General features: G+C 69.1%; 13 protein-coding genes. 4 read left to right on the top strand and 9 right to left on the bottom strand.

The features are described from left to right. Position 1 precedes the first annotated feature (1 nt). On the bottom strand, positions 2–1855 hold the full coding sequence (locus AC1DP9_RS17775) for a flavin monoamine oxidase family protein (RefSeq protein ID WP_477108060.1): 1854 nt from the start codon (positions 1853–1855) through the stop codon (positions 2–4). Between the two features lie 4 nt (positions 1856–1859). Then, the gene (locus AC1DP9_RS17770) at positions 1860–3137 is read right to left on the bottom strand and encodes a cytochrome c (RefSeq protein WP_477108059.1); all 1278 of its coding nucleotides are present in this window, start codon (positions 3135–3137) and stop codon (positions 1860–1862) included. Between the two features lie 188 nt (positions 3138–3325). Here AC1DP9_RS17770 and AC1DP9_RS17765 point away from each other — a divergent pair, with 188 nt between their 5' ends. Then, on the top strand, positions 3326–4738 hold the full coding sequence (locus AC1DP9_RS17765; RefSeq protein ID WP_477108058.1) for an aminotransferase-like domain-containing protein: 1413 nt from the start codon (positions 3326–3328) through the stop codon (positions 4736–4738). 18 nt (positions 4739–4756) lie between these two features. Here the strand turns inward: AC1DP9_RS17765 and AC1DP9_RS17760 are convergent, their stop codons facing one another. The 3 genes from AC1DP9_RS17760 to AC1DP9_RS17750 all read right to left on the bottom strand — a co-directional run bounded on the left by AC1DP9_RS17760 (position 4757) and on the right by AC1DP9_RS17750 (position 9844). Next, on the bottom strand, positions 4757–6238 hold the full coding sequence (locus AC1DP9_RS17760) for an ABC transporter permease/substrate-binding protein (RefSeq protein ID WP_477108111.1): 1482 nt from the start codon (positions 6236–6238) through the stop codon (positions 4757–4759). Between the two features lie 100 nt (positions 6239–6338). Next, positions 6339–6734: a cupin domain-containing protein gene (locus tag AC1DP9_RS17755; protein ID WP_477108057.1), complete on the bottom strand. Its 396-nt coding sequence runs from the start codon at positions 6732–6734 to the stop codon at positions 6339–6341. Positions 6735–6766: 32 nt separating this feature from the next. Continuing rightward, positions 6767–9844, bottom strand: coding sequence for an FtsK/SpoIIIE family DNA translocase (locus AC1DP9_RS17750; RefSeq protein WP_477108056.1), 3078 nt, complete (start codon positions 9842–9844; stop codon positions 6767–6769). Positions 9845–10017: 173 nt separating this feature from the next. Here AC1DP9_RS17750 and AC1DP9_RS17745 point away from each other — a divergent pair, with 173 nt between their 5' ends. Continuing rightward, positions 10018–11256, top strand: a complete 1239-nt coding sequence (locus tag AC1DP9_RS17745) for an EAL domain-containing response regulator (RefSeq protein ID WP_477108055.1) — start codon at positions 10018–10020, stop codon at positions 11254–11256. Here AC1DP9_RS17745 and AC1DP9_RS17740 read toward each other — a convergent pair. From AC1DP9_RS17740 to AC1DP9_RS17730, 3 genes are all read right to left on the bottom strand, one after another. After that, positions 11213–11812 carry a DUF4136 domain-containing protein gene (locus AC1DP9_RS17740; protein ID WP_477108054.1) on the bottom strand — a complete coding sequence of 200 codons (600 nt, stop codon included), beginning with the start codon at positions 11810–11812 and terminating at the stop codon, positions 11213–11215. The genes AC1DP9_RS17745 and AC1DP9_RS17740 overlap by 44 nt on opposite strands. A 4-nt stretch (positions 11813–11816) precedes the next feature. After that, on the bottom strand, positions 11817–12230 hold the full coding sequence (locus AC1DP9_RS17735; protein WP_477108053.1) for a DoxX family protein: 414 nt from the start codon (positions 12228–12230) through the stop codon (positions 11817–11819). Positions 12231–12351: 121 nt separating this feature from the next. After that, positions 12352–13371, bottom strand: coding sequence for a LysR substrate-binding domain-containing protein (locus AC1DP9_RS17730; RefSeq protein WP_477108052.1), 1020 nt, complete (start codon positions 13369–13371; stop codon positions 12352–12354). A 155-nt stretch (positions 13372–13526) separates the two neighbouring features. Between AC1DP9_RS17730 and AC1DP9_RS17725 the strand changes: the two genes are divergently transcribed. After that, positions 13527–14147 (top strand): FMN-dependent NADH-azoreductase, encoded by a 621-nt coding sequence (locus tag AC1DP9_RS17725; protein ID WP_092297759.1) that lies wholly within the window; start codon positions 13527–13529, stop codon positions 14145–14147. A 283-nt stretch (positions 14148–14430) separates the two neighbouring features. Next, positions 14431–15720 (top strand): ergothioneine biosynthesis protein EgtB, encoded by a 1290-nt coding sequence (gene egtB / locus AC1DP9_RS17720; protein WP_092297757.1) that lies wholly within the window; start codon positions 14431–14433, stop codon positions 15718–15720. A gap of 122 nt (positions 15721–15842) precedes the next feature. Here egtB and prpR read toward each other — a convergent pair whose 3' ends face one another. Then, positions 15843–17777 carry a propionate catabolism operon regulatory protein PrpR gene (gene prpR, locus AC1DP9_RS17715; protein ID WP_477108110.1) on the bottom strand — a complete coding sequence of 645 codons (1935 nt, stop codon included), beginning with the start codon at positions 17775–17777 and terminating at the stop codon, positions 15843–15845. Positions 17778–17881: the final 104 nt, after the last annotated feature.

Genomic DNA, 17881 nt, shown 5'->3' with positions numbered 1-17881 from the left:
GCTAGGCGGCGGGGCGAGACAGGCTGTCCACGGCGCGCCACGCGGTATCCACCGCGCCCGTCACCGATGCATTGCCGGCGCTGTCCGCGCCGGCAATCCGCACATTGCCGACCCCTCGCCCCGCCTGTTCCAGCGCGGCCTGCAGCGAGGCGTCGTCGGGCGCCAGCCCGCCCGGCATATAGCTGTAGCCATGCGCCCAGCGGTTCAGCGTAATCCCACGTATCTGTTTCGATGAAGCGAAGCCGCCCGGGGCCAGCATGCGGTCCAGTTGGGCGCGGATTTCGCGCTCGAGGGCGTCGAAGGGCGTGCCCAGCAGGAAGGCGCGACCGGCGCGGAAGCGCTCGCGCGCGCTCATGCCGCTGTCCGGCACCGTGGGCACGTAGAGCATGTGAAGCACCGCCGGATTGGCCGGATCGGCTGCAGCACCAGCCGGCGCCTCCAGCCACAGGTCCGAATACGCCATGGTCGGCGCGTGGATGCGCCACGCCTTGAGGGTCTCGAAGGCGCGCCAGTCGTCCAGCGCCACCTTCGTATACACCAGCGGCGCCTTCACGCACGCGCGCAGCGTGGCCTTGGCCGGCGCCGGCAGCGTCGGCAGGATGAACGGCACCATCATGTTGTAGCCGGCCACCACCACGTGCTGCGCCTCCACGCGTTGCAGGTTGCCTTGCCAGCCATAGGTCACGCGCGTGATGCGCACATCGGGTTCGATGGCCACCGCCGTACTGTTCAGGCGCACGCGCACCGGGCTGCCGTCGCGGTCCAGCCGGGCGTAGTCGAAGCGGGCATCGGCCAGCCCGGCGCCACCGCGCGGCGCCATGGACACGCCCGGCACCAGCGCCTGGATCAGCGCCCGGGCCAGCGTGGCGTTGCCATCGGCAAACCAGAGCCGCGAGGCCGGCGACTTGCCGAGGCGCGGATCGAGCACCGGCTTGGGCATGCCCGCCCCCGCCGGCAGACCGATGGCGATAGCCTGCGCCACCGAGATGCCGTCCGCGTCGAGCGCATAGGCATCGTGGCTGCGGCTGCGCAGGAAACGCACGGCCGGCAGGCCAAGCCCCGCTTTCTCGCGCAAGAAGATCGCATAGCGCGTCCGCTGGAGGTAGGCCGTGCGATCGGTCCCACTCATCTCGGCGAGGTAATCCACCCCGCCCTGCGCCAGCCGCAGCAGCGCCTGCCGGTCTGCCGGGGGCAGTGGCGCGGCATCGAGAAAATGGGCGATGCCGTCGGCGGGCGGCTGGCTGGCGGCGTTCCGGGCATCGATCCCGTCTGCGAACGGATCGCCCGCGAGCCACTGGTCGCGGCCGAAGTGCTCGGCGTCGAAGAACACCGCGCGGCCCATCCCCCGGCGCTGATAAGCGTCGCCCGGGCCGGGTGCCGGCGCGGTGCGGATGTCGATGCCCACCCCGGCCAGCATCGTGCGCATGGCCGCGCTGTCGGTGGCAGATGGCGGCATCTCGGCGCTGCCGCCATAGCTCACCAGCGTCTTGCCGCGCACCGTGAATTCGTTGCGCTTGGCGTGGCCGCCGAAGTCGTCGTGATTGTCGAGGATCAGGATGCGCCGGTCCGCGCCGAACTTCTGGCGATAGAACCAGGCCGTCGCCAGCCCGCTGATGCCGCCGCCCACTACCACGAGGTCATACGATTCTCGCGCCAGCACGGTCGGGTATGTGGTGCCTTCGCGCGCCAGCCCGTGGGCCAGCGTAAACGTGCCGGCATGGTTGCCGCGCAGCCCGGTGAGCGCCGGCGGGTAGCCGGCCGCCGTGGCCTGTGCACGCACCAAGCCCGCCGGGGCGATACCGGCCGCGATGGTCAGCGCGGCGCCATTGAGGAAGTCTCTGCGAGTGATCGTCATGGCGTCAGCGCGATGGGGGCCGTGCGGGTTCGGGCGTGGGCGTGCCGAGTTCGCGCCGGCGGGCGGCCACGGCGGCCTCCGTCACGGGCGCGGCACGGTTGCCCCAGCTGCCGCGGATGAACGTGAGCAGGTTGGCCAGCTCCTGGTCTTCCATGGTCCAGCCATAGCCGGGCATGTGGTAATCGGTGGGCGCGGTGCTCACGCGCGCGGTGACGGCGCCTTCGAGCAGCAGGTTGATCAGCGACGCCGGGTCTGGATCGGCCACGGTCGGGTTGCCCGCCAGCGGCGGAAACACCCGCGCGAAGCCACGTCCGCTGGCGTTGTGGCAGGGCATGCAGAACGTGGCGAACTGGCGCGCGCCGGCCGCATCGAATCGACCCTGCTCCAGCAACGTGGTCACGGTGGGGTCGTAGCGGAATGGCTGGGTCTCGCCGCGCGTGCCGGGCAGTGACTTCAGATAGGTGGCCACGGCGTCCAGGTCGCCCGGCGTCATATGCTGCGTGGACGCGGCGATCACCGTGGACATCGGCCCGAACGAGGTGGCGTGGGCATTGCGGCCGGTGCGCAGGTACTCGGCCACGTCCGCCTTCGTCCACGCGCCGATGCCCGTGATCTGGTCGCCCGTCAGGTTGGTGGCCGACCATCCTTCGACGGACGCGCCAGCCAGGAAATGCCGGCTGCGCTCGTCCAGCCCCTTCTCCCCATACAGCGGCCCGCGCGGCGTATGGCAGGCGCCGCAGTGCGCCACGGCCTGCACCACGTAGGCGCCCCGGTTCCAGGCGGCGCCCTTGGAGGCATCGGTACGCACGGGGTCATCGCGCAAATTCAGCCAGTTCCAGGGCACCAGCAGCCAGCGCATGTTGTACGGCCAGCGCATCTCGGCGTCTGGGTTGGACTGGCTGACCGGCCTGACCTCGGCACGCAGGTAGGCGTAGAGCGCCGCCACGTCGTCACGTGTCATGCGGGCATAGGACGTGTACGGCATGGCCGGATAGAGGCGCTTGCCGTCGCGCGCCACGCCGCGGCGAACGGCGCGGTCGAAATCATCGAGCGAATACTCGCCGAGGCCCGTGGCCGAGTCCGGCGTGATGTTGGTCGAATAGACCGTGCCGGCGCCGGTGCGCAGCGGCAGACCGCCGGCCATGGGCGCCCCGCCCTCCTTGGTATGGCAAGCGGCGCAGTTAGCGATGCCGGCCAGGTAGCGGCCGCGTGCGATCTGCTCCGGGGACGGCGCGCTCGCCGGCGCCGCTGCCCGCGCGGGCAGCGCGGTCAGTACGCTCATCACGGTCAAGGCCGCAAGCGCGGCGAGGGCGGCCGGCAACCACCTTCCGAAACATCGCATGGGGCGCATCCTGTAATCGGACTGCATGGGGACGGATTGGACCCGACATCTTGCGGCCTGAGCCCGAAACGGAACAGAATCAGCCGCATGACTTTTTACCGTATCAGATTTGCGCCGATTCCCAAAGCATGAAACGTTATGAAGCGTTGGCCGAGACACTGGCCGCCGACATCCGCAACGGCACGCTGCCGCCCGGCRCGCGCCTGCCCTCCATCCGCAAGACCGTGGCCCAGTATGGCGTGAGCCCGTCCACGGCCTTCCAGGCCTACTACCGGCTCGAGGAGCGCGGGCTGGTGCGGGCGCGCGAGCGATCCGGCTACTACGTGGCGGGCGCGGCCACCCGCGTGCTGCCGGCGCCCCGGGCGCACGCGCCGCAGAAGGTGTCGACCGAGGTCGATGTCTCCCGGCTGGTCTTCTCCGTGCTCGACGGCGCGCGCGAGCGCGATCTGGTGCAGTTCGGCTCCGCCTTTCCCTCGCCCGAGCTGTTCCCGTGGGAGCGGCTGGGCAAGGCACTGGCGCGCGCCGGCCGCGAACTCGATCCGTGGAACAGCGTGGACGACCTGCCGCCGGGCAATGCCGCGCTGCGGCAGCAGATCGGCCTGCGCTACCTCGGCACCGGCGCGCCGCAGCCGGTGGACGACATCATCGTCACCAACGGCGCGCTCGACGCCCTGAACCTCTGCCTGATGGCCGTGACCGAGCCGGGCGATGTGGTGGCCATTGAATCGCCGGGGTTCTACGCCGCGCTCCAGGCGCTGGAGCGGCTCCGGCTCAAGGCGGTGGAAATTCCGGTCGATCCCGTGGATGGCCTCGATCTCGACGCACTGGAGGCCGCGCTCGGGCGCCATCGCATCAAGGCGTGCTGGTTCATGACCCAGTTCCAGAACCCGATGGGCGCCAGCATGGCCGAGGACCGCAAGCGCGCGCTGGTGGCCCTGCTCGCGCGCCACGGCGTGCCGCTGATCGAGGACGATGTCTATGGCGAGCTGTACTTCGGCAACCGCTGCCCGCTGCCGGCCAAGGCGTTCGACACCGAAGGGCTCGTGATGCACTGCAGTTCGTTCTCGAAGACGCTGGCGCCGGGTTTCCGCATCGGCTGGGTGGCGCCCGGGCGCTACGGCGAGGCCATCCGCCATCTGAAGCTGATGACTACGCTCTCCGCCGGCGTGCCCACGCAGCTGGCGTTGGCCGAATACCTGCGCCATGGCAGCTACGACAAGCATCTGCGCCGGCTGCGCCATGTGCTGGAAATGCAGCAGGGGCAAATGATCGACGCCATTGGCCGGTATTTCCCCGACGATGTACGCGTATCGCGGCCGGACGGCGGTTATTTCCTGTGGGTGGAGTTGGGCGAAGGCTTCGACGCGCTGGCGCTGCATCAGGCGGCCCGGGCGGCGGGTATCGGCATTGCGCCGGGGCCGGTGTTCTCGGCGCGGCAGGGCTTTCGCCACTGCATCCGGATCAACTACGGGCACGCCTGGAACGAGACGGCCGAGGCTGCGGTGAAGACACTGGGCACACTGGCGAAAGCCGGCCGATAGCCGACGAAGCCCGACGATTCAGGCGCGGCGACGCCAGGCCCAGTAGGCTTCCACCAGCCCGAAGCCGCCCTGCATGACGAGGGCCAGCACCGCCGCCGGCACGGCGCCGGCCAGCAGCAGCGTGGAATCGTTGAGCGCCAGACCGGTGGCGATCCGCTCGCCGTAGCCGCCGGCCCCGACGAAGGCGGCGATGGTCGCCGTGCCCACGCTGATGATGGCGGCCGTCTTCACACCGGCCAGGATGATCGGCATCGCCAGCGGCAACTCCACATAGCGCAGCACCTGCCCGGTCCGGAAGCCCAGCGCGCGCGCCGCATCCCGCATGCCCGGCGCGATTTGTTGCAATCCAGTACAGGTGTTTCTGACAATGGGCAGCAGCGCGTAGAGGAACAGCGCAACCATGGCCGGCCAGACGCCGATCTGGCCCAGCAGCGGGATCAGCATGGCCAGCAGGGCCAGCGAGGGAATCGTCTGCAACACGCTCACCACGGCCAACACCGCCTGCCCGAGCCGGCGCCGGCGCGCCGCGACAATCCCGAGCGGCACGCCCAGCAGCGTGGCCGCCCCTACTGCGCCGCCGACGAGCGACAGATGCCGCACGGTCAGCCGCCAGGTATCGGCGCTCCAGAGCACCCCGCCGAGGCCATCGCGCCGGTCGCCCTTCTTTTCCCCCGCCGACGCGACCCCCGCCCCGCCCACGAACCGCCGGGCGATGGCCGCGAACGACTCGTCATCGATCTCGGCCGCCGCGTTCATGTCGATCATGTCCGTCACGCTGATCCGGCCGGCCAGCCCCTGCAACGCCTGCCATGCGGCCGGATGCCGGCGCGGCGCGTCGAGCCGATAGACGATCACGGCTTCGTAAGGTGGAAAGACATGCCTGTCGTCCTCCAGCACGCGCAGGTGGAATTTGCGGATCTTGGCGTCGGTGGAATAGATGTCGGTGGCGTCGATCTGCCCCTCGGCCAGCGCCTCGTAGGCAATGCCATGGTCGATGCCGACCGGCCGCTGCGTCAGGCCATAGCGCTGCGCCAGCATCGGCCAGCCATCGGCCCGGCCCAGGAACTCGTGCGACAGGCCAAGCCGCAGCCGGGGCTGGCCGGCGAGGTCGGACAGCTTGCGCAGATTGCCCGCGCGGGCGTCGGCCACCGCAATCGCATAGGTATTCTCGAAGCCCAGCGGGATGCCCGCGCCAAGGCCCATCGGCGCCAGCGCCGCGTTGATCTGGGCCAGCGTGGCGCCGGGGGGCAGCTTCAGGATCTCGCCGGCCAGCGTGCCGGTGTAGTCGGGATAGAGGTCGATGCTGCCCGCCTTGAGCGCCTCGAAGACGATGGCGGTGTTGCCCAGGCCCGGCAGATGGCGCGCCTCGCTGTGCGCAGCGGCGGCAGTCTGGGTCAGGATTTCACCGAGGATGTACGACTCGGTGAAGCGCTTGGAGCCAACGCGCAGCGGCTCGGCCTGGGCCGGGCGGGCGCACAGCAGGGCCGCCATGAGCGCCATCCACGCCACGAGCAGCGGGAATGCGGTGGGAAAACGCTGGGTCGAGGCAGGCAAGCCGGGGCTCCGCGTGGGGATGTCCCGACATCATAACGGCAGTGGATCAGGAAGTTGGGCCAGCCTGGTTGGCGGATTGGCCGGGGGGTTGGTCGCCGGAGGGCTGGCGTGCAACATGCACGGCCAGCCAGATCGTCGGCTGGGCGGCGTCGGTCCAGGCCACGCGGTGGCGGCAATGGGCCGGCAGGTGCAGCCAGTCGCCGGCGCCCAGCGTGTGCGTGGCGCCGGCATCGATCTCCACCGCGCCGCTGCCGCTGACCACGACCACCCATTCGTCCTCGGGGTTGTCGTACCAGAAACCGGGCGGGCTGGCCTGCCCATTGGAGACGATCCGCTCGATGCGCACGTCGCCGGCACCCTGCCACTGCGTCAGCGCAGTAAACACCTCGCCCGGCGCGTTCGCCGGCACGTCTTGCAGCAGGTTGCCGTGGATCGGTGTCATCGCTGGTTTCCTCCGCCCGGCCTGCCGGGGCGTTACTCGGGTCCGCCCGGGGCGAGCACCTCGCGCGTGCCGTTGCGGCCCATCGGCGAGACAAGCCCCGCCGCTTCCATCTGCTCGATCAGCCGTGCGGCACGGTTGTAGCCGATGCGCAGCTGGCGCTGCACGGCGGAAATCGACGCCCGCCGCGAATTGAGCACGAACGAGGCCGCGTCGTCGTACAGCGGGTCGGATTCGCCCTCGCCGCCGGTCTCGCCAAACAGGTCGGTGGCGCCTTCCGGCGTGTCGCCGGCCAGGATGGCTTCATCATAGTCAGGCTCGCCGAACTGCTTCCAGTGCTCCACCACCCGGTGCACCTCGTCGTCCGCCACGAACGCGCCATGCACGCGCTGCGGGTAGCCGGTGCCGGGCGGCAGGAACAGCATGTCGCCCTGCCCCAGCAGGCTTTCGGCGCCCATCTGGTCGAGAATGGTCCGCGAATCGATCTTCGACGACACCTGGAACGCCACGCGCGTCGGGATATTGGCCTTGATCAGGCCCGTGATGACGTCCACGGACGGCCGCTGCGTGGCCAGGATCAGGTGGATACCGGCGGCGCGCGCCTTCTGCGCCAGTCGGGCGATCAGTTCCTCGATCTTCTTGCCGGCCACCATCATCAGGTCGGCCAATTCGTCGATTACCACCACGATCAGCGGCAGCGTGGACAGCGGCTCGGGCGCGTCCGGCGTCAGCGAGAACGGGTTGCGCACCTTCTCGCCGGCCGCCTCGGCCGCGCGGATCTTCTGGTTGTAGCCGGCCAGATTGCGCACACCGAGCGCGGACATCAGCCGATAACGCTTTTCCATCTCCCCCACGCACCAGTTCAGCGCGTGCGCGGCCTGCTTCATGTCCGTGACCACGGGCGCCAGCAGGTGCGGAATGCCCTCGTACACGGACAGTTCGAGCATCTTGGGGTCGATCATGATCAGGCGCACGTCTTCCGGCGTGGCCTTGTACAGCATCGACAGGATCATCGCGTTGACCGCGACGGACTTGCCCGAGCCGGTGGTACCGGCCACCAGCAGGTGCGGCGCGCGGGCGAGGTCGGTCACCACGGGGTTGCCGGTGATGTCCTTGCCCATCGCCAGCACCAGCCGCGAGGCATGCGCCTGGAACGCCGCGCCGGCCACGATCTCGGACAGCCGGATCATCTGGCGCTTGGCATTGGGCAGCTCCAGCCCCATGCAGGTCTTGCCGGGAATGGTTTCCACCACGCGGATCGACGTCACGCCGAGCGCGCGCGCGAGGTCCTTCATCAGCCCCACCACCTGTGCACCACGCACGCCCATGGCCGGATCCACCTCGAAGCGCGTGATGACCGGCCCGGCGCTGGCGCCGACCACCGACACCGGCACCTTGAACTCGGCCAGACGCTGGGCGATCAGTTCGCCCGTTTCGCGCAGGTGTTCTTCGGAAACTTCCTCGCCGTTCTCGACGGCCGCTTCGAGCAGACCGGCGCTCGGGAGGCGATAGTCCACGATACGGGGCGGCGGCGGGGTGACCGGGGCGGGGGTTGCTACAGGCGCAGCGGCCGGCGTCAGCGGCACGGTCCGGCCGACCACCGCAGGCAGCACGATGCGCGGCTTGGGCGCGGGCTGCACCAGCGTGTTGGCGTCGAACGCGGGGGGGACGTCGTCGCTGGTGTCGTCGCTTGCGTCGTCTTCCGATGCCTCGGCGGCGGCCGGTGACGGCGTGGGCGCCTCGATCACGAAATCGGCCGACGCCACGGCGTCTGCCACGGAGAACGTGGGTTCGGGTTCCGGCTCTGGCTCGGGTTGGGGTTCAGCGATGGGCTCCGGTGCGGCTTCCGGCTCGGCAAGCACTGCCGCCACGGGCTCTTCAACCGCTTCTGGCTCGGCAACGGGCGTTTCTGCCACTGTTTCTGCCACTGTTTCTGCCACTGCATCGGGCGCCGCTTCCTGCCCTGCCCGGCCCGCCAGCGCGCGCAGTTCGGCCAGCAGTTCCAAGGCCTCCTGGCGGATCGCGGCCATCGTCACGGGTGCGTCGGGTGTCGCGGGTACGGCAGCAGGCGCGGGAGTATCCACGGTATCCACTGTGGCGAGATCGTCGATCCCGTTCACGATGGCTTCCGCGCGTGCCACGACTTCTGGCTCCATCGGCATCGTCGCCGTGACGGCGGGCGGCTCCATGACGGCCACGTCGGACGGGGCCGCCGCCACCGCCGCCGCTACCGTCGCAGCCTGTGCGGCTTCCGGCAGCGTGGTGATGGCCGAGCGCAGGCCCAACGCGGGATTGCGGAACGGGCTGCTCACCACCGTCGCGCGCGGCGCGGCGGGCTTTTGTGGCGCAGGGGTGGGAGCGGGGTTGGGTACACCGGCCCGGGCCGGCGACATCGGCGCCGGCTTCGCGGCTGGCGGCGGCATCACGGCCGCCGGTTTGGCGGGCGCGGCCTTCACAGCGCCGGGCGAATCGGCGTGATGCAGCCAGATCTCGCCCGGTTGCGGCGGCGACTGGCGCGTGCGCGGCGGCGGCTGCCATGCGGGCTGCTTGCGTGCGGAGACGGCTTCGATCTGCTTGGTGCGCGGGGGCGTGGGGCTCCAGCCGGCGGCGCTATGGGTAGGCAGGGACGTGGTTTCCCAACGGTCCAGCCCCTCGCGGCCAGCGGCCATCGACGGCGACGCTGCCGCGCCAGCGAATGCGCCGGCATCGGACCGGGACTCGGGTCGTGCGGCGGGACGTGCCGGCTGACGCGGCGCATCTTCCTGCGCGCGCGGCTTGCGCAGCAGGAACAGGCTGCGCCACGTTTCGCCAAAGACCATCGGTGCGGCCAGCCCCAGCACGGCCAGCATCATCAGCAGCGCGCCGGTCCAGCCCAGCAGGTTCGACGCCAGCCCCGCCAGCGCGTGCCCCACGGCGCCGCCGGCGCCCTCGCCTTCGGCCGCCGTCAGGGACTCCAGCGTGGCGCTGGCGCCCAGCACCAGCAGCGTACCCAGCCACACCCGCAGCGAGCCACGACCAAACGGCCGGCGGTCGCCGGCGAGCGCGCGCGTTGCTGTGCGCCATGCCAGCGGCAACAGCCAGAAGGTCGACAATCCGAACCAGCCCAGACCCATGATGAATATGAAAACGTCAAAACTACGGGCAGCGATTGTAGCGGGTCTGAGCGCCCCGGATGGCGCCAATCCCGGCCAATTGCCAAAAATCAGAGGATTCTCTGACTCTGCATGACCAGCGACGACGCGGGAGTACCATCGCCGCAACGTTCTTCTCCCCTCCCCCTCTCCGTATGACTTCGCCGATTTCCACGCTGCGCATTCTTCTGGTGGAAGACCACGCATTCCAGCGCGCCGTGGCCGCCGACATGCTGCGCGCACTCGGCGCGACGCAGATCGTGGAAGCCGACGATGGTGCGACCGCGTTGGACCGGCTCTCCGCGCAATCGTTCGACGTGGTGTTCTGCGACATCGCGATGCCGCAGCTCAACGGCCCGGGCCTGATGGCCGAGCTGGCGCGGCGCGGGGATCGGGCCTTTGCGGCCACGGCACCGGCCTGGGTCTGGATGACCGCGCAGGATGCCGACATCCTCGATTCGCACCAGCGTCTGGCCGAAGCGCTCGGCCTGCGTGCGGTACACGCGCTGCGCAAACCGCTGGAGCAGGTCGAGTTGGCTGGCATCCTGGCCGAGGCGGCCCGGGGCGATGGCGCGCGGCCGGACGCGGCGACGCCCGACGATGCCACCCTGCTCACCGCCGTGCCCGATGGCCTCCACATCGTGCTCCAGCCGCAGTTCGCCCTCGCCACGGGCCGGCTGGCGGGGGCCGAGGCGCTGTGCCGCTGGCGCCATCCCACGCTGGGCAACGTGCCGCCGGACCGTTTCATCGCCCGGCTGGAAATGCTCGACGCCGCCGACCCCATCCTCTTTATGGCGATTGATGCCTGCCTGGCCATGCATCGGCGCCTGCGCGCAGCCGGGCTGGAGATCGTGCTGGGCGTCAACGCCTCGGCGCGCACGCTTTGCCGGCCGGAGACGCTGCCGAGGCTGGACGCGATGGTCGCCGCCGCCGGCCTGCCCCGCCGGCAACTGGTGATCGAACTGACCGAGGAATTCCCGGTGCCGGACACCGTGGCGCTGTCCGTGGCGCTCAACCAGTTGCGGCTGCTGGGCTATGGCGTGGCGATCGACGACTTCGGCGTGGGCATCGCCACGTTGAAATTACTCGCGGATCTGCCATTCACGCAGATCAAGCTGGACCGCTCGTTCGTCAAACATGTGGATGGGGACGACCAGCGTACGGCGATCTGCCGGCACGTGATTGCGCTGGCGCGCGACCTGGGGCGCGAATGCGTGGCGGAAGGCGTGGAAACGGTGTCGCAGCGCGCGGCGCTGGCGTCGCTTGGCTGCGATCTGGGACAGGGCTATCTGTGGTCGGCCCCGCTGGCGCCGGACGATTTCCTCGCCGCGGCGCCGGCATGGGCCGGCCTTACGGCGCCGCCCGGAACGGATATTTCGCGAAAATCTGAGTGACCACGGCGTCGAGCGCCGGCTGGCTGTCCTGCGGATCGACACGGCTCGCATCGCCCTGCGCCACGCCCTCCCAGACCAACTGGTTCTTCCGGGCATCGACCAGATCGATATTGAGCGTGCCTTCTGTATACACGTAGGTGTCGTTGTAGAAGCCGTAGCCCGGCCACGGCCCGTACATGCCGCCGCGATAGGCGTAGTAACCCATGTAGCCGGGCGGCGGCATCGGCGCCGGGTCGCTGACCACCTTCTGGCGCAGCCGCGCGTTGAAGTTGACGAGCAGGTCCGGCGACTGCTGGGTATACCGATAGCCGCGCGCCGTCATTTCGCGCTGGACCGCCGTCTTCAGATATTGCGTGGTCAGACTCTCGTAGCCCTGTCGATCGGTGCCGGGCCGGGCGACGAAGCCAAAGGTGCGATAGGCGGAGAAGTCCGCCGTGCGGTTGTAGTCGGTGCGGATATCCGGGCCGGTGGCGCAGCCGGCGAGTGCGGCAAGCGCCGCAGCGCCGAATACGCCCCGGGCGCGGCTCACGATCTGGGTCGGAAGCTGGGTGCGCATGGTGTCAGTTCCACTTGCCGTCGACGCCGCCCACGCTGAGGCGGCCCGCGCCCAGCAGCGCCACGGTGATGGCGCTGGCCAGGAACATGCCCTGCAACTCCAGCTCCCAGCCGCCGTTCTTGTTGATCATATTGAGCTGGCCCGCATGCACCAGCGCCAGCGCGAAGATCATGTTGATGGCCACGATCAGCGCCGCCGGCCGCGTCCATAGGCCGATGATCAGCAGGATGGGCGCCACCACCTCGCCGATATAGACCCCGTAGGCCACATAGGAAGGCAGCCCGGCCTGGGTCACCGTCTGGATGACGAAGCCGGGTCCCGCCATCAGCTTGGCAATGCCGTGGAGCAGGATCAACACGCCCAACACGATCCGGATAACGGCCTTGCCCAGGTCCTGCGAACCTTGCGTGCGACTCATTGCTGCGCCTCCTTGCCCTTGGTTTGGAAACGGGGGTACGGCCCCCGCCCTCCGGGGCGCCGCACAAGTACCTTAGTGTGTACCGGCGTGAAGGTAAAGGCGCAATGCCCAGATGGCGAGGTCAGGGCTGGGGCTCGTCCTTCGGGGGCGAAAGCATGGTCGAAGACGGGGCCAACGGCGGAGGCGCCGCGAAAGGCGGCGCCGCGTGCATCGGCATGACGCCCGTCGTCATCATGCCCACCCGGCGGGCGGTCTCGGGCAGTACCTCGGCCAGGAAATCGAGGAAGCGGCGCAACGGCGGCGTCACGCCTTTGCGTGACGGAAACACCGCATGGAGGACGCCCATCGGCAAATCCCACTGGGGCAGGACGACTTCCATGTCGCCGCGCGCGATCTCGTCGCGGCAATACATGCCCGGCAGCATGGCCACGCCCACGCCGGCCAGCACGGCCTCGCGCAGCAGCGCGAATTCGTCGCAGACGAGCTTGGGGTCGTACTGGATATGGACGGATTCGCCGGCTTTGTCGAACAGCGTCMAGATGAACTTGCCATCGTGCGGCCGCTGGCCGACGCCGGGCATGCCTTCCAGCGCCTGCGGGGTGCGCGGGCGGCCGATGCTGTCCAGCAGCGCCGGGCTGGCCACCATCCGCAATTCGCCCTTGCCGAAGGTACGCACGGCGAGGCTGGAGTCCTCGAGCACGTCGCGCACGCGCAGGGCCAGGTCGTAGCCCTCGCCGATCACGTCCACGCGCCGGTTGGTGGCGTCGATTTCCAGCTTGATGCCGGGGTTGGCGCGCATGAAGCCGCCGATCCACGGGGCGAGCAGGATCTGGGCGATGGCCACCGGGCAGCTGATGCGCAGCGATCCTCCCGGCTGCTCGCGGGCATGTTCGATCACTTCCCGCGCAGCTTCGGCGGCCTGGAGCATGTCCCGGCAGCGGGCGTAGTACTGCTCGCCGAGTGGCGTTACGCGCACCTGACGTGTAGTCCGGCGCAGCAACTGGACGCCCAGGTCGCGCTCCAGCTGGGCAATGCGGCGGGAAAGCCGCGACTTCGGCACGCCGCTGGCGCGGCTAGCGGCCGAGAAGCTGCCGTGTTGTACCACCTGGGCGAACAGCGACAGGTCATTGAGGTCTTGCATCCGGGTCTCCGGTGAGGCGATGGCCGCGATTGGGGGCGTTGAGGACGCAGGTCGTTGCGAAGGTAGAACAATTATTTGCATTTTGCCTCACTACCGGCACCAATGCCCAGCCGCTATCGTTCATTCCATCCAACCGAACCCTAGTGGAGAAAGACATGAACATCCTGCAGATCGATTCCAGCGTCCTTGGTGACAACTCCGTTTCGCGCTCGCTGACCGCCAGCGTGGTGGCCGACCTGGTCGCCAAGAACCCCGGCGCCAAGGTGACCGTGCGTGACCTGGACCAGGACGCCCCGGCCCACCTGACCGGCAACCTGCTGCCCGTGCTGGGCGGCCCGAAGGATGGCCTGAACGCCGTGCAGCAAGCCGAACTGGATCGCACCGAAGCCTGGCTGGCCGAACTGCTGGCTGCCGACGTCGTCGTGATTGGCGCACCGCAATACAACTTTGGCATCCCGAGCCAGCTCAAGGCGTGGATCGACCGCGTGGCACAAGCTGGCCGCACCTTCCGCTACACCGAAGCCGGCCCGGAAGGCCTGCTCAAGGGCAAGCGCGCCATCGTGGTGTCGTCCCGTGGTGGCGTACGCCAGAACGCCGACGCGCTGGATCTGCATGAAATCACCGTCGATACGGTCCTGCGCTTCCTGGGCATCGCCGACATCTCGATCGTGCGCGCCCACGGCCTGGCCATGGGCCCGGACAGCCGCGAAGCTGGCCTGAGCGCCGCCCGCACGGCCATCGCCGCGCTGAACGACGCCACCCGCGCCGCTGCCTGATCTGCTGCCAGAACTGCTTTCCGCTCCTCCGTGGTAACGGTGCCGCCTCCCTTGGCACCGGTTTTTCCTCCAGGCCGCGCCCTTCCGGGCGCGGCCCTTTTTTTGCGTCCAGGCCTTGCGGCGGTGCGTCACGCGTGCCGCCGGGTGTAGGCATCGGCCTACGGCCCGCCTCACCTTCCCCCGGCTCGCTCCGCCGGGCGAACGGGTCTATCATGGGTCGGATTCGGGTCGATTCCCATCGGCCTGCCGTCGCGTCGCATCCGAGTCGTCCCTGGGAGCCTGCATGACCTCTGCACTGTTGCCTGCCGCCGCCAATCATCCGCCGCACGAGCCCGCCCTGCTCGGCCAGTACCGGCACGTGCGCGCCGCCACGGAAGCCATGGTGGCGGATATTTCCGACGCCGATTCAACCGTGCAATCCATGGACGACGCCAGTCCTGCCAAATGGCATCTGGCCCATACGACGTGGTTTTTCGAGGAATTCGTGCTGGCCGCGCGCATCCCCGACTACGAGCCGGTGGATCCGCAGTATCGCTACCTGTTCAACTCCTATTACGAGGCAGTCGGCGCGCGGCATCCGCGTCCGCGCCGGGGGCTGCTGACGCGGCCGTCGCTGGACGAGATCCTGGCCTATCGGGAAGCCGTGGACGAATCCATGCTCTCGCTGCTGACCGACGCCCAGACCGACGCGGAAGCCGCGCTGGTCACGCTCGGCCTCAATCACGAGCAACAGCACCAGGAACTGCTGCTGACCGACATCCTGCATCTGTTCGCCCAGAATCCGCTGCGTCCGGCATATGCGCCCGCGCTGACCGCGCCGGTCATCGCCGATCCGCGCCCGGCGCCGGAGTGGCTGAAGTTCTCGGGCGGCGTGGTGGCCATCGGCCATGCCGGCGATGACTTCGCGTTCGATTGCGAAACCCCGCGCCATAACGTGCTGCTGCAGCCGTATGCGCTGTCCTCGCATCCGGTCAGCAACCATCAATGGTTCGAATTCATCGAGGACGGCGGCTACCAGACGGCCGGGCTGTGGCTTTCCGATGGCTGGCGCTGGGTCTGCGACAACGCCATCCAGGCGCCGCTGTACTGGGAAGAGCGCGACGGCACGTGGTGGCAGATGACGCTGCGCGGCATGCAGCCGGTGGATGCGGACAGCCCAGTCACGCACGTGAGCTTCTTCGAGGCCGACGCCTTCGCGCGCTGGGCCGAGCGCCGGCTGCCGACCGAGGCCGAATGGGAGCACGCGGCGCGCAACCTATCGGCGACCGGCAATTTCGTGGAAGGCCGCACGCTGCGGCCGCTGCCGGATCGGCAGAACACCTCGGGAGCCTTGCGCCAGATGTTCGGCGATGTCTGGGAATGGACGGCCAGCGCCTTCCTGCCCTATCCCGGTTTCCGCCCGAGCGCGGGCGCGGTAGGCGAGTACAACGGCAAGTTCATGAGCAGCCAGATGGTGCTGCGCGGTGGATCCTGCGTGACGCCGGAATCCCATATCCGGGCCAGCTATCGCAACTTCTTCTATCCGCACCAGCGCTGGCAGTTCACGGGCGTCCGGCTGGCGGACGATGTGTGATCCGCTGAGGAGTGACTAACTCACCGACCGCCTGCCCTGCGAGCCCGACTTTCGGTGGTGGTGCAAAATTCTGGCGGTTAATTGAAAAATTTAAGATTCGAAGAGGCCGATCGATGTTCTGATCACCCCTCCTTCAGCCGACGCCAGAGCGTGGTGGCACTGATCCCAAGCTGGGCACAGGCGGCCGTCCGATTGCCGCCGCATTCGGCCAGCACCCGGCGGATGTGCTCCGCCTGGCTCGCCTTGGCCACGCCGGCCAGCGAGCGGCTCTCTTCCGATGGCGCGGTCAGCATCGCCATCTCCATCTCCATCGGCATCCTTGACACCCCCTCGCCGTTCTCCGAAGAAAACAGCTCCGGCACAGCCGCCTGCAGCTCGCGCTGCAACGCCGCCGGCTGGAGTTCGGCTCCGGCCACGAGCACGGCAATCCGCTCCGTCACGTTCTCCAGCTCACGGATATTGCCGGGCCAGGCATAGCGGGTCAGGCGCTCCCGCACCGTCGCGGGCAGTCGCTGCGGGGCCTTGGTGCCGAGCCGCTCCTGCGCGCGCCGGTATAGCAGTTCGGCGAGATCGGGCAGATCGGCCACGCGCTCGCGCAGCGGCGGCATTTCAATGCGCAGGATGTTGAGCCGGTAGTAGAGATCCTGGCGGAAGGTGCCCTCACGCACCCGCGCGGCGAGGTCCCGGTGCGTGGCGGCAATCACGCGCACATTGATCGGCACGGCCTCGATGCCGCCAATCGGCAGCACCTGTTTTTCCTGGAGCACGCGCAGCAGCCGGGTTTGCAGCGCTGGCGGCATGTCGCCCACCTCGTCGAGAAACAACGTGCCGTTGTGGGCCGATTCGAACAAGCCCGCCTTGCCCCCGCGCCGGGCGCCGGTGAACGCGCCTTCTTCGTAGCCGAACAGTTCGGATTCGAGCAGCGACTCGGGAAACGCCGCGCAATTCACGGCGATGAACGGGAAAGCGCGGCGCGGACTGGCGTCGTGCATGCCCTGCGCCAGCACTTCCTTGCCGGTGCCGCTCTCGCCGCCAACCAGCACCGTGGAATCGACCAGCGCGTAGCGCCGGGCCAGCGCGCGCAGGTCGCTCATCGCCGGGGAGGCGCCGGCCAGGTCGTCCAGGCTGTAGCGCACCCCGGCCGGGCGGGCGCGGGCGCGCGAGCGCAGGTTGCGGTCGGCGCGATGGATGGCGTTGGCGTCCTGAATGGTCAGCACCGCGCCCGTGGTGCCGGCTTCCCCGACGATGGGAATGCGGTTGACCACCACCATGCGGTCGCCCAGCCGGTGGATGGCCTCCAGCTCGCGGGTGCCGCTTTCCATCACGGCGTCGAGCGCGAGGCCCGGCGCCAGCGTGGACAGCTTGCGCCCTACGGCCACGCCGGTCGGGGTGCCGAGGAACCGCTCCATGGCCGGATTGAACGCCTGCACGCGGCCTTCAGTGTCCACGGCGGCCACGCCTTCGTTCAGGTGGGCCAGGATCGTATTCACGTAGTCGCGCCGGGTGGATTCGATACGCCGCAGCCGCGCCGCCTCGATCGCATCCTCCAGCGCCAGCCGCACCGCATTGCCCGAATATAGGAAAACGCCCATCAGGCCGTATTTGTCGGCCAGGTCGGTCACCATGCCCGGCCCCACCACCACGCGGATGCCCTCTTCCTTGAGCGCCCGCACACGTGCCGTGGCGTCATCCTCGGTCAGATAGGTGTAGCGGGGGATGTCGAGCGAGAACGCGCGCACGAATTCGTCGACTTCGGCGTAGGTCGAGGCATGGGTGACCAGCGCCACCTTCGGCGAAATCCGACGCGCCGTGGCCAGCGCGCTCATCACGTCGAAGCCGGTCACCTTGACCAGCACCACGGGCACATCCACATGCTGGCGCAGATAGGCACCGTTGGAGCCGCCCGCCACCACCACATCGACGCGACCCTCCCGCACCTCGCGGTTGATGGCGCTGGCGGCGGCCTCGAAGGCCCGCCCGACGATGCGGAACTCCGCACGGGCCGCGTAGGCCGGGATCAATTCTGCGAAGGCGCGCGAGAGACGGCTGATGCCCATCGCCCAGATGCGGGGACGGCCGCCGGCCGGCATGGCGGGCGCGTGGAGGGGCGCGGAGGAAGGCAGGAGACTCATGATGGGAACGGCCGTGTAGACGGTTTGCA

It is taken from the genome of Cupriavidus sp. 01L43 (assembly GCF_056399925.1).
Note: the sequence above shows the minus strand (reverse complement) of the source record. Positions and strands in the feature narration are given on the sequence as shown.